Origin of the sequence: Paenibacillus sp. W4I10, assembly GCF_030816325.1 — a bacterium.
GTDB lineage: Bacteria > Bacillota > Bacilli > Paenibacillales > Paenibacillaceae > Paenibacillus > Paenibacillus amylolyticus_B.
Window position 1 is genome coordinate 285,311 of sequence record NZ_JAUSXX010000001.1, and the last position, 17,935, is coordinate 303,245.

The 17,935-nt window shown below is 46.9% G+C and carries 16 protein-coding genes and 1 other RNA gene; 14 read left to right on the plus strand and 3 right to left on the minus strand.

The genetic code is table 11. The features are described 5' to 3' along the window. Window positions 1–35: 35 nt before the first annotated feature. The 5 genes from dnaG (at window position 36) to rnpB (ending at window position 5,565) form a co-directional block, all read left to right on the plus strand. Complete coding sequence (gene dnaG, locus QF049_RS01180; protein WP_124115984.1) at window positions 36–1,856, plus strand: DNA primase; 1,821 nt, start codon at window positions 36–38, stop codon at window positions 1,854–1,856. A gap of 43 nt (window positions 1,857–1,899) precedes the next feature. Next, complete coding sequence (gene rpoD, locus QF049_RS01185) at window positions 1,900–3,039, plus strand: RNA polymerase sigma factor RpoD (RefSeq protein ID WP_062835490.1); 1,140 nt, start codon at window positions 1,900–1,902, stop codon at window positions 3,037–3,039. 184 nt (window positions 3,040–3,223) lie between these two features. Next, window positions 3,224–3,982: a tRNA (adenine(22)-N(1))-methyltransferase gene (locus QF049_RS01190; RefSeq protein ID WP_307534264.1), complete on the plus strand. Its 759-nt coding sequence runs from the start codon at window positions 3,224–3,226 to the stop codon at window positions 3,980–3,982. Next, window positions 3,958–5,073 carry a Nif3-like dinuclear metal center hexameric protein gene (locus QF049_RS01195; protein ID WP_307534266.1) on the plus strand — a complete coding sequence of 372 codons (1,116 nt, stop codon included), beginning with the start codon at window positions 3,958–3,960 and terminating at the stop codon, window positions 5,071–5,073. The genes QF049_RS01190 and QF049_RS01195 overlap by 25 nt, the downstream gene beginning before the upstream one ends. Before the next feature lie 82 nt (window positions 5,074–5,155). Further along, window positions 5,156–5,565, plus strand: an RNA gene (rnpB, locus tag QF049_RS01200) — RNase P RNA component class A. 254 nt (window positions 5,566–5,819) lie between these two features. On the opposite strand, the gene QF049_RS01205 is transcribed toward rnpB, so the two are convergent. Continuing rightward, on the minus strand, window positions 5,820–7,049 hold the full coding sequence (locus QF049_RS01205; protein ID WP_036615022.1) for an aminotransferase-like domain-containing protein: 1,230 nt from the start codon (window positions 7,047–7,049) through the stop codon (window positions 5,820–5,822). Window positions 7,050–7,156: 107 nt separating this feature from the next. Here QF049_RS01205 and pdxR point away from each other — a divergent pair, with 107 nt between their 5' ends. Continuing rightward, window positions 7,157–8,677 (plus strand): MocR-like pyridoxine biosynthesis transcription factor PdxR, encoded by a 1,521-nt coding sequence (pdxR, locus tag QF049_RS01210; protein WP_307534269.1) that lies wholly within the window; start codon window positions 7,157–7,159, stop codon window positions 8,675–8,677. A gap of 86 nt (window positions 8,678–8,763) precedes the next feature. Further along, window positions 8,764–9,021, plus strand: a complete 258-nt coding sequence (locus QF049_RS01215) for a hypothetical protein (protein WP_076211601.1) — start codon at window positions 8,764–8,766, stop codon at window positions 9,019–9,021. A gap of 100 nt (window positions 9,022–9,121) precedes the next feature. On the opposite strand, the gene QF049_RS01220 is transcribed toward QF049_RS01215, so the two are convergent. Then, a complete protein-coding gene (locus QF049_RS01220) occupies window positions 9,122–10,996 on the minus strand; it encodes a S8 family peptidase (protein ID WP_307534271.1) in 1,875 nt (624 codons plus the stop codon). Between the two features lie 283 nt (window positions 10,997–11,279). On the opposite strand from QF049_RS01220, the gene QF049_RS01225 reads away from it, so the two are divergent. The 6 genes from QF049_RS01225 to thiI all read left to right on the plus strand — a co-directional run bounded on the left by QF049_RS01225 (window position 11,280) and on the right by thiI (window position 16,130). Beyond that, window positions 11,280–11,786 carry a YpuI family protein gene (locus tag QF049_RS01225; RefSeq protein ID WP_062835484.1) on the plus strand — a complete coding sequence of 169 codons (507 nt, stop codon included), beginning with the start codon at window positions 11,280–11,282 and terminating at the stop codon, window positions 11,784–11,786. A 165-nt stretch (window positions 11,787–11,951) separates the two neighbouring features. Beyond that, entirely contained in the window at window positions 11,952–12,170 is a 219-nt protein-coding gene (locus QF049_RS01230) for a DUF1540 domain-containing protein (protein ID WP_074095869.1), read from the plus strand. Window positions 12,171–12,277: 107 nt separating this feature from the next. Beyond that, window positions 12,278–12,619, plus strand: coding sequence for a hypothetical protein (locus tag QF049_RS01235; protein WP_307543052.1), 342 nt, complete (start codon window positions 12,278–12,280; stop codon window positions 12,617–12,619). A gap of 190 nt (window positions 12,620–12,809) precedes the next feature. After that, window positions 12,810–13,562 (plus strand): lytic transglycosylase domain-containing protein, encoded by a 753-nt coding sequence (locus QF049_RS01240; protein ID WP_124115990.1) that lies wholly within the window; start codon window positions 12,810–12,812, stop codon window positions 13,560–13,562. A 172-nt stretch (window positions 13,563–13,734) separates the two neighbouring features. Then, on the plus strand, window positions 13,735–14,883 hold the full coding sequence (locus QF049_RS01245) for a cysteine desulfurase family protein (RefSeq protein ID WP_307534275.1): 1,149 nt from the start codon (window positions 13,735–13,737) through the stop codon (window positions 14,881–14,883). A 5-nt stretch (window positions 14,884–14,888) separates the two neighbouring features. After that, the gene (gene thiI / locus QF049_RS01250) at window positions 14,889–16,130 is read left to right on the plus strand and encodes a tRNA uracil 4-sulfurtransferase ThiI (protein ID WP_307543054.1); all 1,242 of its coding nucleotides are present in this window, start codon (window positions 14,889–14,891) and stop codon (window positions 16,128–16,130) included. A 122-nt stretch (window positions 16,131–16,252) separates the two neighbouring features. Here the strand turns inward: thiI and QF049_RS01255 are convergent, their stop codons facing one another. Further along, on the minus strand, window positions 16,253–16,963 hold the full coding sequence (locus QF049_RS01255) for a TerC family protein (RefSeq protein ID WP_047843768.1): 711 nt from the start codon (window positions 16,961–16,963) through the stop codon (window positions 16,253–16,255). Window positions 16,964–17,050: 87 nt separating this feature from the next. On the opposite strand from QF049_RS01255, the gene QF049_RS01260 reads away from it, so the two are divergent. Next, window positions 17,051–17,710, plus strand: coding sequence for a TerC family protein (locus QF049_RS01260; RefSeq protein WP_307534278.1), 660 nt, complete (start codon window positions 17,051–17,053; stop codon window positions 17,708–17,710). Window positions 17,711–17,935 lie beyond the last annotated feature (225 nt).

Consider the following 17,935-nt stretch of genomic DNA (forward strand, 5'->3'; position numbering starts at 1 on the left):
ATATTTACGTGTTGAAGAGATGAAGGTGGCCAGAGATGAGTACCGGACAAGGCGGTATACCCGAAAGTATTATTGAATCGGTGTTACAGCAGAATGATATTGTCGATACGGTGAGCCGATTTGTGCATCTGACCAAACAGGGGAAGTATATGAAAGGCCTCTGTCCTTTTCATTCCGAGAAGACGCCTTCGTTCACCGTTACACCTGAGAAACAAATTTTCTACTGCTACGGTTGCGGCACGGGTGGAAATGCCATCAAATTCAGGATGGAAATCGAAGGGTTATCCTTTCCCGAGGCTGTCAAAACGATGGCGGAAGAAAGTCACATCTCTATGGGGGACTGGCAAGGGCGTGAATCTGCTCATGTGAATCCGGAGACTGAACGTCTGTTGGAGGCTTATGAGCTTACCGCGAAGCTGTATCATTTTTTGTTGAAAAATACAGAGCACGGCAAGTCAGCCATGGAGTATTTACGCTCAAGAGGTTTTGGCGACAAGTTGATCGACCAGTTCCAGATTGGTTTCGCACCAAATCGTTGGGACACATTGGTACAATTTCTCGAGAAACGTAACTATCCGCTCGAAGAGATGGAAAAGGGTGGACTTCTGTCACCGCGAAATGAAGGTCAGGGATATGTGGATCGATTCCGAGACCGGATTATGTTCCCGATTAATGGCAGGAGCGGTAAGCCGATTGCATTTGCAGGACGCATATTGGGAGATGGGCAACCGAAGTATCTAAATTCACCGGAAACCCGGTTATTTAACAAAAGCCGTGTTCTCTATAATCTGCATCATGCCAAAAATGCAATTCGCAAACAAAGACAAGCCATTTTGTTCGAGGGATATGGTGATGTCATCTCCGCATGGGATCAGGATATCCAGAATGGTGTAGCGGCAATGGGTACTGCGCTAACCGAGAATCAGGCACTGATGCTCAAAGGAATGTGCGACGAAGTCATCATATGTTATGACGGCGACAGAGCAGGACAGGCTGCTGCACTCAAAAACTTCCCCATTCTTGAGGAAGCTGGATTGCAGGTCAAAGTGGCTCTCATACCCGAGGGACTTGACCCGGATGATTTTATCCGGAAGCATGGTGGTGAACGGTTCCGAAACCAGATTGTGGATGGTGCCGTGACAACTACAAAATTTAAACTTATAAACTTGAAAAAAAGCCATATACTGCTAGAGGGTGGCGGACAAATCGCCTATTCGAAAGAAGCAGTAAAATTGATTGCACCCTTACCTTCTCCAACAGAAAGGGAAGTGTATCTTCGTGAACTGGCTGCAGAAGTGGACGTATCCTTCGAAACATTGAAGCAGGAGTGTAATGAAGAACGGGAGGCAATGAAAAATAACCTCCAGTACGGGGATAATAACCCGAAAAGGTGGAATAATGGTAGGCAACAAAATAGGCAGGTGCCTACACCGAATCTGTTGCCGGCTTATCACGCTGCCGAACGCAAACTGATTGCCTGGATGTTGCAGGATGATGAGGCTGCCCAGTACGTGAATGAGCATCTTGGTGAAGCTTTTAACTTGGATGATCATGCAGCTATTGCTGCTTATCTATATGCCTACTATGCGCAAGGCAAACCGTCGGATACAAGCCGTTTTATGTCTTCACTGCATGACGATCGCTTGGAAAAAACGGTCAGTTCAATCTCGATGATGGATGGTCCAGGTGAATGGAGTATTCAAATGCTCGATGATTGCATCAGGGAAGTGCTGAAGTATCCGCGTAAAAAAGAGTACGATTTGAAAAAAGAAGAAATGATTGCTGCAGAGCGGGCAGGTGATTCTGTACGCGCGGCACAGATTGCAATTGAAATGATTGCCCTAGAGAGACAGTGAACGTCTGAGGATTAGATGTTTCTAGGGAGGAGGGAGTCGAGTTATGGCGAATGATCAGCATACTGAACTAGAAACAGAATTGACACTGGATCAGGTTAAAGATCAATTGATTGAATCAGGTAAGAAAAGAGCTTCGCTGAATTACAAGGAAATTATAGAGAAACTCTCTCCTTTTGAGCAGGATGCAGAGCAAATGGATGAGTTCTATGAGCAACTGAGCGATCTGGGTATCGATGTAGTGAATGAAAATGATGAAGAGGTTACACTTCGTCCTAGTGAAGATTCCGAGAACAACACCAGAGAGGGAGAGGACGAATTCCACTTTGATGATGATCTGAGCTTGCCGCCAGGTATCAAAATCAATGACCCTGTCCGTATGTACCTCAAGGAAATTGGTCGTGTGCCACTGTTGTCGGCAGATGATGAAGTACAACTGGCTAAACGTATTGAGAACGGGGATGAAGAAGCCAAGCGTCGTTTGGCTGAAGCGAACCTTCGACTTGTAGTCAGTATCGCCAAGCGTTACGTTGGACGTGGAATGTTGTTCCTTGATTTGATTCAGGAAGGTAATATGGGTCTGATCAAAGCGGTTGAGAAGTTCGACCACAAAAAAGGATACAAGTTCAGTACGTATGCTACATGGTGGATTCGCCAAGCGATCACTCGTGCTATTGCTGACCAGGCGCGTACAATTCGTATCCCTGTGCACATGGTGGAGACGATTAATAAGCTGATCCGGGTATCCCGTCAGCTGTTGCAGGAACTTGGGCGTGAACCGACACCAGAAGAAATCGCTGCTGAGATGGATCTGAGTGTAGAGAAAGTTCGTGAAATTACGAAGATTGCACAGGAACCGGTTTCTCTGGAAACACCGATTGGTGAGGAAGATGATTCCCATCTGGGTGACTTCATTGAGGATCAGGAAGCCCTTGCTCCGGCGGATGCTGCTGCGTATGAGTTGCTGAAAGAACAGCTCGAAGATGTATTGGATACACTGACTGAACGTGAAGAGAACGTGCTTCGTCTACGTTTTGGTCTGGACGATGGACGGACGAGAACGTTGGAGGAAGTTGGCAAGGTATTTGGTGTTACGCGTGAGCGTATTCGTCAGATCGAAGCCAAGGCTCTTCGTAAATTGCGTCACCCGAGTCGTAGTAAACGACTCAAGGATTTCCTCGAATAATCGAACTATGGGAGACTTTCCGCAAGACGCTTTAGCGGCGGCGGGGTCTCCTTTATTTTTAATTTAAACGTCTTGATTTCTTGGTTTTGGAAATTCATCCTTGAAATGTTTTATTGGATTTTATTTTATCGCTTTTCCTTGTTCAATGCAAATCAATAAATTAAATGAATGGTGTAGGTGCTTCATGAAACTTTCGAATCGATTACAGCGAATACATGATCAAATTCCCGATGGCAGCCGCATGGCTGATATCGGTTCAGACCACGCGTTGCTGCCAGTAGCCGCAATCCGCAGTGGGAAAGCTGCAAGTGCAGTAGCCGGGGAAGTCAATCCTGGTCCTTATGATGCTGGATGCAAACAAGTCAGTGATGCTGGCCTGAAAGAAAAAATAACGGTACGCCGTGGAGACGGATTGGATGTAATCTCTGCAGGAGAAGTGGATGTCATCACCATTGCAGGCATGGGTGGTGCCCTGATTGCCTCTATTTTGGACCGAGGTATATCCAAACTGGAAGGAGTCCAGTTACTTATTTTGCAACCAAATGTGGGAGAGGATATCCTCAGACGCTGGTTGTTGGAGCATCACTGGGTGGTTGTAGCAGAACAGTTGCTCGAAGAAGATGGCAAGATCTATGAGATTATAACGGCGATGCCACAATCCGTAAGCCCGATTGCCAATGTAGAGGTATATCGTGCACGTCCGCTTCAAGGCGGGGCAGAATTAACGGAAGATTTGCTGCTGCGGATGGGGCCATATTTGGTGGATCGTCCAACGGATGTATTCTTTGCCAAATGGGAAAGTGAGATCATCAAACTGCAAGGGGTTGTAAACTCGATCTCCAAATCCGATCAGGATTCTTCCCGGGACAAGGCGGCTGAGGTAGAGCGTCTTATCGCAAACTTGAAGGAGGTTTTGGCATGTTTGCCAAAGGTCAAACTGTAATTCAACTGATGGAGCAGCTCGCTCCCAAACATCTGGCTGTACCGGATGACCGCATTGGTCTCCAGCTCGGCAGTTTGCAAAAAGAAATCAGTCACGTGTTAGTAGCTTTGGATGTGACGGATGAAGTGGTGGACGAAGCGATTCGTATTGGTGCCAACCTGATTATCGCTCATCACGCCATCATTTTCCGTCCGGTTAAGTCACTGAGTACAGATACACCTATGGGTAAATTGTATGAAAAGCTGATTAAGCATGATATTGCTGTCTATATCAGTCATACGAACCTGGATGTGGCCGAGGGTGGTATGAATGACTGGATGGCCGAGGCACTTGGCATCGAGAGTAAAGAATCGCTGGAAGATGTACACACAGATCATCTGTACAAGCTGGCAGTGTTTGTGCCTCGTACCCATCATGAACAGGTTCTTCAGGCCATTCTGGAAGCCGGAGCGGGGAGTATCGGTCAATACAACAAGTGCAGCTTTAACACGGAAGGCACAGGAACGTTTGTACCTGGTGAAGGGACTCAACCGTTTATCGGTACCCAAGGGCAGATGGAACGTGTGGAAGAAATGCGGATTGAGACCATCGTACCCCAAAGTCTGAGAAGTAAGGTCGTTCAGGCGATGCTTAAGGCTCATCCGTATGAGGAAGTGGCCTACGACCTTTATGCAATGGATTTAAAGGGCCGTACGCTCGGTCTGGGACGCTTGGGACCCCTTAAGGAACCTAAGACATTAGGTGAGCTCGTGGAGGTTGTGAAGACCCAATTCAATGTGCCTCATGTGCGTGTAGTAGGAGATCTGAACAAGCAGATCAAAAAAGGAGCAGTTCTTGGCGGTTCTGGCAGCCGTTATGCGCTCACTGCCCGCTTCAAAGGTGCGGATGTTATTGTGACCGGAGATATTGATTATCACACGGCTCATGATGCGTTAATGGCAGGTATGTGTATCATTGACCCGGGACATAATTCCGAGAAGATTATGAAACCAAAAACAGCGGATTGGCTTCGTTCCCGTTTGGAAGAAAAACGATATGATACACAAGTTACGGCTTCTGAGGTAAATACGGAAGTATTCCAGTTTATCTAAAAAGACCGTTGATGTGCAGCTTCCAGTAATATTAAGCTTGTCTGTGAACCTAAATGCCTGTATACTATGTAATGTTGTTCGGAAAGCTTGACAGACAATCGCTGGTGGCCTTTGTTGCCACGAGAGGAAAGTCCGGGCTCCACAGGGCAGGATGCTGGATAACGTCCAGTCAGCGCGAGTTGAAGGATAGTGCCACAGAAATGGACCGCCGATGGCCGGATTTTCCGGCACAGGCAAGGATGGAACCGAGGTGTAAGAGACCCCGAGGAACGCTGGTGACTTCGTTCCTGGTAAACCCCATCTGGAGCAAGACCTAATGGGACACAGCCACCTCTTCGGAGGAGGCAACCTTAGCCCGAGGTGTGTCTAGGTTGGTCGCTTGAGCTGTGCAGCAATGTATGGCCTAGATAGATGATTGTCGCTTCTGGTGGGAGGGTAGTTCCCGTATGAACCACGAAGAGCACAGAACCCGGCTTACGGTAAGCTTTCCTAACTGCAACAACACCATAGCAATACAATGTAGTCCACCTATCAGTCAAGGACAATTCGTATGAATCATCCGATGGCCTGACTGATCAGAAGGACCCATGAACATCTAAAAAAACATAACTCCTGTTGATAACAGGTTCTATAAAAATAAGGCGGCAGTTCCGAGGTTCTCGGGCCTGCCGCCTTATTTTTATTTCTCATATCAAGTTAATAACCTTCATACGCTAATGGAATAGTCAAACGTTTATGACAGTTCATTACAGTGTAACAACACTGTCCGATGTTAAGGAAGCATGCCAGCGTTGGATGGCGCGATCCATTCTTTCCACGGCTTCCGGAAGAAGCTCAGGGTCCGTATGAGTAAAGTTGATTCGCATGCGGTTTAACTCTGGTGTACCTGCATAGAAGGAATCACCAGGGACGATGCACACTTTCTCCTGGATACCATAAGTGAACAGATTGCTTGCAAGCATGCCTTCAGGCAGTTGCAGCCACAAGAACATGCCACCTTGAGGTGAATTCCACGAGATGCCTTCCCAAGCTTTGGCTGCCATAAGAGTCGTCAGTGTTTTCATGCGTTGTTCGTAATCCTCTGAAATATGGCGGATATGCGCATCCAGATCGAAAGATTCAAGCAGTGCATGAAGCGCTCTTTGGTCAATGCTGCTGGAGTGCAAGTCGGCACCTTGTTTGGCTCGTGCTGCCATTTTGACAATATCGGGAGCAGCCAGTATCCAGCCCGTACGAAGGCCAGGTGCTACCGTTTTGGAGAATGTACTGGTGTAAATAACATTGGAAGGGCCATCATAGGATACTGCATCCAGTTCTGCGAGAGCAGGGACATCCAATTGCTCCGGATTGAACCGAATTTCACCATAGGGATCATCTTCCAGAATGAGTACACCATACTTGCGGCACAGATCCACAGCCTGCTGTCTTCTTTCTCGTGACCACACTTTTCCCGTAGGATTGGAGAACGTGGGATTAATGTAGACAAGTTTTGGACGATGCAACTGGAGCTGTTCCTCCAGAGATTCAGGCAACATGCCGTGATCATCACAGGCTACGCCGTGAGATTCAGCCTGATAGGAATGAATTACTTGCAGCGCAGCGAGGTAGGTTGGTGATTCAACCAATACGCGGTCACCCGGGTCGAGAAGGATGCGGCAAACCAAATCAATGGATTGCTGTGAACCCGTAGTGAGAAGCATGTGATCGGGTGAAGCTGGAATGCCCTTGGATTCAAGACGTTCGGCAATTTTGGCGCGAAGAGGACGGTAACCCTCAGTCTCCGCATATTGAAGAGCGGCTGCTCCGCTCATAAATACTTTTTCATATGCAACGCGGATGGCTTCCAGCGGGAATGAAGTCTGGGCGGGTAATCCACCGGCTAGTGAGATCATTCCAGGTGCCTGAGCGGCCTGGAGCATGTCGCGAACGACAGAGGACGGGGTGTTTTGTGCCATTTTGGACCAAGGGATACTCATGTTATTCTCATCTCCTGTTATTCACTGTTATACTGATATTATAAACTATAATAGACGGACTACACTATAACAGTAAAATGAAGATCATAACAGTTGGGGGAGCACATATGCATATTGAATTAAAGCGGGGAAGCAGTACCAAATTGTACGTGCAGATTGCGCTAACGATTGCCGATCGCATCAGATCAGGACTCATTGAACCCGGAACCCGACTTCCTTCTGTTCGTAAAATGACCACGGATTTGGGTGTCAGCCTGGTCACTGTATCCAAAGCGTATGCTGAACTTGAAGCGATTCAATTGATCACCTGCTCCCAGGGGAAAGGTTGTTATGTGAGAGGTACATTGAACGTGGATCAGATGGAGGATGTGGACCGAACGCAGCGAAACAATGCCAACAGTGAATCCGGTACCTCATGGAATTGGCAGATGGCACTGGTGGATTATTTACCGCGAGCGCAGCTCTGGAGACATTTTGATACGTCACCTCAAGTGCGGTATGAACTTCATATGTCAGCGATTCAGCCTGAACTGTTGCCTACACGAGAGATTATCGACAGCGCCTACCGACTCTCCTCTGATCATACAGAGCGTATGGCAGCTTACGGATCTTTTCAGGGGGATCGGGAGCTTAGGCAGATCTTTGCCGAACATTTTGCCGAGCGTGGACTACAGGCTGCACCTGAACGCATGTTAATTACAAGTGGTGCTCAGCAGGGGATCGATCTTGTGGCACGGACTTTTGTCGGACCTGGGGATGTTGTATACATGGAGGCACCAAGCTATACCGGAGCCATTGATGTATTTACGAGTAGAGGCGCGAAGATCATTACGGTCCCGATGGATGACGAAGGCATGCGTATTGATCTGTTGACCCGATTATGTGATACCTATCCGCCCAAGCTGATCTATACGATCCCGACCTATCACAATCCAACAGGTATCACGATGAGTGCAAGAAGACGAGCACAACTTCTGAATCTCGCGCAAAGCTACCACTGCCTCATTCTGGAGGATGATCCGTTTGCAGATCTTTATTTTCGGGACCCTCCCCCGGCTTCCATTAAATCGATGGATGGGACAGGTCATGTCGTATATATCAAAAGCTTCAGCAAGGTGCTGTCTCCCGGTTGCCGTATAGCCTGCGCCATCGCAGACGGAAGTGTATTGACCCGGCTTGTGGCCGCGAAATCTACGGCGGATTTGGGGAGTCCGCTGCTTACACAAAAGGCATTGCAATCTTTTATTCAGAATCAGTACGGTGCCTATGTATCCCGATTGAGGGATGAATTGTATTCTCGCTTGTGCGCAGCATCTGAAGTGCTGGAAGAGCATGCTACTAGGGGAATGCAATGGCGCTTGCCCGAGGGAGGACTCAATCTGTGGCTCCAACTTCCGAGTAACTTGGATATGCGTGAGTTGCATCATCAGTCACTTGCTGCAGGGGTCTCTTTCCTCCCGGGTTCGGCCTGTTATGTAGGAGAGATGGATACACCAAGTCTGCGTATCTGCTTCACTGTGACAAATGTTGAGCTTTTGTGTGAAGGACTTCGTGTACTGTGCCAAGTCATTGACAGAGTTACACCTGGGCAGGGTGGGACAGTGGCGGACAGGCTACCGCTCATATAATTTTTCGGACTATGGACATACATCCAATCCACTTTCGATCTGTTGCAATAGGTTATAGTATCACCAGAAAGGGAGTTGGTTTTGAAATGAACCATTACTGTCCACCGCTTTGCCCGATTGTCTGTGACCCGATCCAGGTTGTTGAGGATTATTACATCCCACAAATCGTGCCTGTAATCCACCCGATTGAAGTGATCAAAAAACATCACTGTGTTCCGATTCATCACCACATGTATCCTGTTGTTGTCAAAGAAGAAGACCCTTGTTATGTATCCAGCCATAATCCGAAGAAAAAATCCGTGAAAAAATCGAGTAAAGCCCGCACATCTTCTCGCAAGCGCTAATTGCAGCGGGTGCCCCGGGGAATTGGATATAAACCAAAAGAGCAGCGTACGCCCCGGGGCGCAGCTGCTTTTGTATTTTTATTGAGCAGAGTCATTACGGTTAATGAGTATACTTTTTCATCGTGTTATCCATTTGTTGTCTGACATGTTGCGGCCAGAATTGCAAAGGAGCGCTGTTGCCTGATGCGGCTTGCAGTGCCTTATAGACATCGATTTGCCCATAGCCGAAATACTTGTCGTGACCCGGATCACCGAGGTCAATAACACTTTGGCGCATCAAATCCATCACTTCCGTGTTGGTCAAGTCCGGGTTCAACGAACGAATCAAACCTGCAAGTGCGGCTACATGAGGGCTAGCCATGGACGTTCCAGACAAGGCTGCATACTGATTGTTTGGATAGGTACTGGCGATACTGGACCCGGGAGCCATCACATCTACATAATCCCCATAGTTGGAGTAGGAAGCTTTGCTCATATCCGGGTCTGTAGCAGATACGGCAAATACTTCCGGATAAGCAGCAGGGTATCCTGGACGCTCTGTATTATCGTTCCCCGTGGCTGCAATCAGGACGATATCCCGGTCAAAAGCGTATTTAATGGCATCATGAAGAAATTGCGCATCAGCATAATTGCCCAGACTCATGTTGATAACTTTGGCTCCATGATCGGCTGCCCAGATGATGCCTTCGGCAACGGCATACGTGGTACCAGAACCCGAGTTGTCGAGTACTTTAACCGGTAGTACCTTGTTATACCAGCTCATTCCTGCCACGCCTTCATTATTGTTGACAGTAGCGCCGATAATGCCTGCGACGTGTGTCCCATGTCCCACATCATCCATCGGTTGGCTTCCCGGCTCGACCACATTATAACCCTCAAGGAGCTTGCCCTTCAGGTCAGGATGATTCATATCAACCCCCGTGTCGACCACCGCAACGATGACATCTTTGTTTCCCTTGGTAATATTCCAACCTCTGTTTGTCTCAATCGCAGGCAGGTTCCACTGATAATCGGAGAACAAAATGTCATTGGGTATCGTTACATCTGTTTGTTCAGTTACAGTATCATTGGTTAAATACATATAGTGGGGTTCCATATAGAGTGGATTCCATTTGCTTTCGAAATAACTATGCAATTGTTTGTAACTCATGTGTTCTGACCGAAAAACATACGTGTATCCCAGCTTGCGCGCAGATTGCGCTCTCAGATCGGATTTAATGATACGCATATCCCGTTCACCGGGATCTTGGCGAAAACGGATGACGATTTCATTTTCGTAAAAATGACTGGCATTTGCATTATCATGTCCGGTCTTCACTGTGATTTCGTTAAGCGTATCCGGGTGAACAGACTCAATTTTGAATTTACCCTCACGCGGATAAGGGATCATGCGAAGATTTTTGCGCTGATGTTGTTCAACAGCATTTAATACGTTCTGGCTGAACAAGGCAATTACAGCTCTTTTGCCATCTTTGGAGGGTTGCCCCATAACAAAATATTTTTCCTTACCCAAAGGAAAAGAAGAGGATTCAAAACTTTGACGTTTGTTTACCGCTTTTTTGGCAAGGTTGAGCGAATGTTGAAGCTTCTGTTGTTCCAACTTGCTTCCTTGTGAGGTGGCTTGATCAAAGGGCTTGTCAAAAGAGCCATTGGTATTCATGAGATGAATGGATCTGATATGTTCATGTGAACTTTGGAGATCATTCACATATCGCCTAACCTGCGCAGCATTCATTGTGGCGGTTTTCTCCAGCATGATACTGAGATGTTGCTTGGCATCCATACGGGTCAGAAGATCGGTTGCTTTGACATCCTGCACTTTCAGACGCTTCTTACTCGTGTGCTCTTCATGAGCAGAGTTGGACAGGGCACTTGGTTTAGGTTCGGGACGATTGGATGTTGGAAGCAAGAGTGTCAGGGCGAGTGCTCCTGCACCAGCTGCAAGGGCCCAGTTAATCCATTTCGGTCTGGACATGGTGGATGGAACCTCCTTCGTTCATTTTGGACAATCATTAACAGTGCTTCATCGTTGTCACTGGTTATATCTATCGTTAGAAAAAGCGGATATTTTTATGCAGGCGAGTTCGAGTCTGACTGCGTATAATAGGCATGTTTAACGGCAGAAGCGGAAAGCATGATTAAGGGATACCGCTCGTCATCTTTTTATGGTAGGATTATAGCTGAGAATTCAAAGGTCAGGGGAAAACCACCGTTGGCCGACCTATATGTAAGGACTTATTTAAGGGGGAGCTACCTTTATGTCAGCAGCCAATGTACAGAAAACATGTGAGTCAACTAGGGAAAAGTTAAAACCGGCTATCGATCGGATTGAAAAATTTTTGAATGAGAATGCTTTGCCTGAACTGGATCAGAATCAGACGGAAGAATCAACAGCCTTCTATAAAGGATTTCTTTCAGATCTCCGTCATTTGCTCGTTTTTTCTGAAGTTTCTTACGAAAAACTTGGCGTTGTGCTGCGTCGTGCCAACTTTGATGTCGATTTTGCCGAAAAGGCTCTTTATAATACGTATCACCAATGCGTAAACAGCTTTTTCTATCCCAAAAATGAATGTTATTCCGAAGACGGAAGATACGCTTACACAGGACAAGATGCCATTCGTTTCCGTGATAAGCCAATCCGTGCAGTACGGGATGTTATTCTGGAGGTTTCCAAAACGTACGAAGAATTGCGCGATGATCTGGCATATTATGAAAGTGATTACCTGACTCAGCGCCGTATGCAAAATCAACGGAATCACGCCTAAGTAACGTTTAAACCTTAATATGAAATTGGACGAAACCGCCCTTGTGGCGGTTTTTTTGTGTTTTTAGTGAGAATCAGACGAGGTGTGATCATGTCATCATCTGGCATTTTGACGGGGAATATCAGGTTTGTGGCGGGGAGACAATAGTAGTCGAGGTGATAAAAAATGAGCCAAGACAAACCAATTGTCAAATGCAGCGTCTCCAACTGCAACTTTTGGGGAGAGAACAATTTCTGCCACGCTGATGCCATCATGATTGACATTGACCAACATGCCACCCGTCGTCTGCATGAGGAATTTGCCGGTGAGACATTTGACTCCGATCACCATGATCACGCACGCACATCCTCTGCAACATGCTGTCACACGTTCAAACCCAAGTGAGCAGTCATCCCTATTCATAACGGAGGTGCTTCCAAATGAAAAATGACGATAATAAGTTTAATTTTCAAGATCGCCCTGAAACCAAGGGTGACGGTGAAAAACAGCGTATGCGTGTCGATTATCCAAGAAAAGTACATCGCGAAGAATACGGGGCAGAGGTCGCTCCTCCGACTGTCGTAAGAACTAGAGGTACCGAACGGGCAGAGCCTGTACCTGAGAAACATGAGGCAGACCGGGTCATGGAATCAACAGGCAAAGTCGCGGGTTACATGGGACTTGCCTTCGGGATCGCATCTTTGTTCATGTGGTCAATCGTACTTGGACCGGCCGCAGCCGTACTGGGTTACTATGCATATGTGAATGGTCGTAAGACAGCGGGAGCTTGGTCCATTGGACTGGGTATTGTAGCCACACTGAGTTATTTTTTCATGATTCCATTCGCTCGCTAACCTGTAAAATGATTCATTCAAAAGCCTTCTGTTCTCACCCAAATGTGGTGAATTACAGAAGGTTTTTTTCGTATATGCGCAGGTTAGGTGGGAAGATTCATATATTTTTTTGAAAACAATGGAACCTTGCTGTAAAACGATGTAGAATAAGGTCATAATACGCTTAATTATACGGGAGTGGGTATAACTCATGCAGATTGATCCAAGCGGATCGCGGCAGTTGTTGGAACTGCAATTGTCCAATGTGAAAAACCAAACCAGTGGATCACAATCGGATGCTGGTTCAACAGTGGATTTCGCCAATGTGATGGACGGGCTGTTAGGTACGGGTGCCAATTCGACGAGCAATACAGATTCCACCGCTACGGTCTCCAAAAGATCCAGTGATGGTTTGTTGTGGCTGCAACTCGGAAGCACGTACAATCCGGATATAAATACGGCAGGATCGTCCTCTGTCTCCAATAACATCGTTGAGTCTTTATTATCTTCATCCAATACAGGAATCGTGGATTCCGGTGCATCCGTACCTACGGATTTTGAATCATTGATTGCGGAAGCAAGTGCGAAATATGGTGTGCCTGAATCATTGATTAAAGCCGTCATTGACACAGAGTCCAATTTTAACCCAAATGTTGTGTCCTCTGCCGGAGCCAAGGGGCTCATGCAATTAATGGATGGCACGGCTGCAGGGCTGGGTGTGAGTAATTCATTTGACCCTGCCCAGAACATTGATGCGGGTACGAAGTATCTTTCCCTTCAGCTCCAGCGTTTCGGTGGAGAAGTGAAGATGGCGCTTGCTGCATATAATGCAGGACCAGGCCGTGTTTCACGTCTGGGTGTGTCGAGTGATAGCGAACTGATGAGTGTACTTAACCGTCTGCCTTCCGAAACTCAGAATTATATCTCCAAGGTGGAGAAGGCACAGTCGAAATATGTGATCTAAACTCACAGATAGACATTTCGCGATAACATTGATAGGCAGGACAAGATCAAATGTGGGAGCAGTAGCGCTTGAAACGCCTGTTCCCGGTTGGTCTTTTTGTGTTGTACGGGTATCGTGTTACAATGCTCACTGTAGGTTCATGAACGAAGAGATAAGGGAGGTCTAACCTCATTTGAAATATTTTGATTATGCTGCAACCACACCTCCCCATCCGGATGTAATTCGTACGATGGCCGAAATTATGGAGACACAATTCGGTAATCCGTCCTCCATCCATGGGTATGGAGAGCGTGCCGATCAGTTGCTGCGTCGTGCTCGATCCGGCTGTGCTGCGGCAATCGGCGTTAAGCCTGAGGAGATTGTATTTACTTCTGGTGCGACCGAGAGCAATAATCTTGCGATAAAAGGTGTGGCATTACGTTATCAGTCACGAGGCAGACACATCATCACTACGGCTACCGAGCATGCCTCGGTGTACGAAAGTTTTATGCAATTGCAGCAGTGGGGATGGGATGTGACGCTTATTCCTGTCAATTCCGCTGGTGTGGTGAATGCTCAGCAGGTTGTAGACGCGATCAGGCCCGACACGGTGCTTGTAAGTCTGATGCATGTAAACAATGAAACAGGAGCCATCCATCCGATTGCAGAGATCGGCAAACAGCTCAAAAAGAAAGCACCACGCGTGCTTTTCCATGTAGATGGTGTTCAGGGTTTTGGGAAAATGGAGGCGACACCTGCTGCTTGGGGTGCAGATCTGTACAGTCTGTCTGCTCACAAGATTCGTGGACCGAAGGGAGCAGGTCTCCTGTATGTGCGAAGTGGGGTGGAGCTTACGCCACTATTGTCAGGAGGATCACAGGAACAAGGCCTAAGAGCAGGCACCGAAAACGTGGCCTTGCTGGTAGGCATGGCAAAGGCTATGCGAATGGCAGCAGAAGATCAGGTTGATTTTGCCCGGCGTACAACGGCGTTCCGTGATCGATTAATGGAAACGATACGTGCCATTCCTGAATTTGAATTGAACAGTCGCACAGAGGGTGCACCTCATATTGTGCACTTCTCCTATCCCGGGATGAAGGCAGAAGTGGCGCTGCACACCTTGGAGCAGCTTGGTGTAACCATATCGACCCAATCTGCCTGTTCATCGCGTTCGGCTGAACCGAGTCGGGCTCTACTTGCGATGGGCAGAGATGCAGCTTGTGCTGGTGGCGGATTGCGTATTAGTCTTGGAGATGAACATACAGAGGAAGATGTAGCCTTGCTTGAACAGGCTTTACATCAGATGGTGGGGCAGTTGAGGCCCCTCGAAAGGCGGATGTAATGAATATGAAATATGATATGCTGCTTCTCCGTTTCGGAGAGTTTATGTTAAAAGGGAAAAATCGTGCCCGATTTGAAAAAACGATCATTACACAGGTGAAAGCTTTGCTTAAACCTTATCCAGGAGCGAGCCTTCGCAAAGAATATGGCCGTGTCTACGTGGATCTTGGCGGTGAATCACATACTGAACTGATTAAGGTGCTGAAGCGGGTATTCGGTGTGATGTCGATTAGTCCGGTTAAAGTTACTCCATCAGAGCTTGATGAGATTGTAAAAACAGCAGTTGCGTTTATGGACGAAAGGGAAGACGAATTCAAAGAAGGCACCACATTTAAGGTAAATGTAAGGCGGGTATGGAAGGAGTTCCCGAACTCTTCCCATGAAATGAACCATTTGGTCGGTTCCCCGATCCTTCGGAAGTTCCAGCAATTGAGTGTTGATGTTCGCCAACCTGATATTGAGCTGCGAGTGGAAATTCGGGATCAGGGCACCTATATTTTCAACAAAACCATTCCTGCAGTAGGCGGGTTTCCCCTGGGCACGAATGGAAAAGCGATGGTACTGCTATCAGGTGGAATAGACAGCCCGGTTGCAGCCTGGTCTTCCATGCGCCGTGGACTTGAAGTGGAATGTGTACATTTTTATAGTTATCCGTTCACAAGCCAGCGTGCCAAAGAAAAAGTCATTGATTTGGCGCGTGCCCTTGCTGATCATGCAGGAACAATCAAGCTGCATCTGGTTCCATTTACGGAGATCCAAACGGCATTTACCCAGCTAGGTCAGGATAATCTGATTATTACGCTGATGCGACGTTCAATGCTGCGAATTGCATCCAAACTTGCCGAGCGTGAGCGGGCATTGGCACTGATCACCGGGGATAGCTTGGGCCAAGTAGCGAGTCAGACTCTTCCGAGTATGAATGTCATTGGTCGTGCGACGGATCTGCCACTGTTGCGACCACTGGTTATGATGGATAAACAGGAGATCATTACCCTGTCCAAACAGATCGGAACTTATGACATATCTATTTTGCCATATGAGGATTGCTGTACTCTCTTTGTGCCAAAGTCACCTTCAACCAATCCAAATCTTCGAATTGTGGATAAAATAGAATCAACAATGAGCCATCTGACAGAATGGGTGGATCAGGCGGTGGAACAAACTGAAACGATCACACTGCACGCCGGTGAAACTTCTGTGGTAACGAATCAGACAGGAGACAATGGTATGAAGGATGACTGGTTCTAAACTAAATAAAAATTAGCATGGCTGACATAATAAGGGCTATGTTAACTGCAAAAAAGGACTGTCCGATGAAATATCGTTCAGTCCTTTGCTGTATTCAGATGAAATTTTTAGTTTAAATTAGCCTACGAATAGGAGCGTTGCTGTTCCCCGCCAGATCCCTTGTGGCTGGAACTGCTGGAGCGTTTGCGATAACCTGCAAAGACTACACCTGCAATAACCACAACGATGAAGAGAATGCGCAGTGCCGGATGCTCAGTAAAGTAAGGCAAAAGTCGCTGTTCCTCAGTGATCATATTAGAAGCCGTATACCCGAGAACAATGGCTCCGACATAGATGATCCAAGGAAAGTGATTAATTAGCTTGATAAACAGGGTACTTCCCCAGACGATAATAGGTACACTAATTAGGAGTCCAAGGATGACAAGCACGAGATGCTGCTGCGCAGCTCCAGCAACTGCAATCACGTTATCTAATCCCATGGCTGCATCCGCAATCACGATGGTACGAATAGCGGTCCACAAGGAAGTTCCCGCCTGAACATCATTGTGTTCATCTCCCTGATCCGCCAATAATTTATAGGCAATCCAGATCAGAAGTATGCCTCCCACAAGCAAGAGCCACGGAACTTTAAGCAACCATAAAACAACAACTGTTGCTAAAATTCGAATCAAAAGTGCACCGCCAGTTCCATATAGAATCGCCTTTTTCTGCACGGAAGGGTGCAAATTTCGAGCTGCGAGACCAATGACGATGGCATTATCCCCAGCCAGAATTAGATCAATAAAGACAACGTTCAGCAAAGCCAGCCAGAATGTGGGACTAAATAGCTCCATGATATATGTCACTCCTTATATACGGTTCAATCATTAAGAATAGCATGGACAACTCTGACATACAAGTTAATGTGGGGGGATGAGGACATGGATACACTATGGCTGTTAACTGAAATTTTGATGATCAATCTGGTATTGAGTGGAGATAATGCGGTTGTTATTGCGCTTGCCAGCAAGGATCTGCCACCAATACAACGCAAAAAAGCGGTATGGTGGGGAGCTTTTGGTGCGGTGCTGCTGCGTTGTGTATTAACCTTTGTAGCGGTATTATTGCTGGGAATTCCCTTTATCCAAGCAGCAGGTGGGCTGTTGCTACTCTGGATTGCAGTAAAGCTGCTGCTTCAAAATGATGATGAAGTACATATTCGAGAAGTTTCTACGACCTGGAAAGCCATTCAAACCATTCTGATTGCCGATTTTGTAATGAGCTTGGATAATGTTTTGGCCATAGCGGCTTTGGCAGATGGAGATTTGGCTTTGATTGTCATAGGTATTGCAATCAGTATCCCCATCGTCGTATGGGGGAGCGGGTTAATTGTTGGTTTGTTGAAGCGATTTCCGATTCTTGTATTCGCCGGAGCAGGCATCTTAGCCTTCACAGCAGGTGAGATGGTGATGAAAGACCCCAAGTTAGGAGAATGGCTGGGAGGTATGGCATCAGAGGTGCATACGCTGCTACCCGTAGCAATGGCTTGTCTTGTGGTTGCGATTGGAGGCGCACATAAATTTGTGCGTAAGAACGCATAGTTTAATTTTGGATAAAAGCTTGAACATATGACCGTCTGAACTGTCGGGTTTAGGCGGTTTTGTGTTGAGATAATACGCTTGTAAATACAACAACCGTTGGGCTAGTCATAAGTTGCACATTTTAGGGTAATACAGGTAAAGGACACACGCAAAGTGCGACATAAAGTATAGTTTTTTGCCGAAACATCGGATACACTAGAAGCAGGATTACAGGCTTAAAAATCA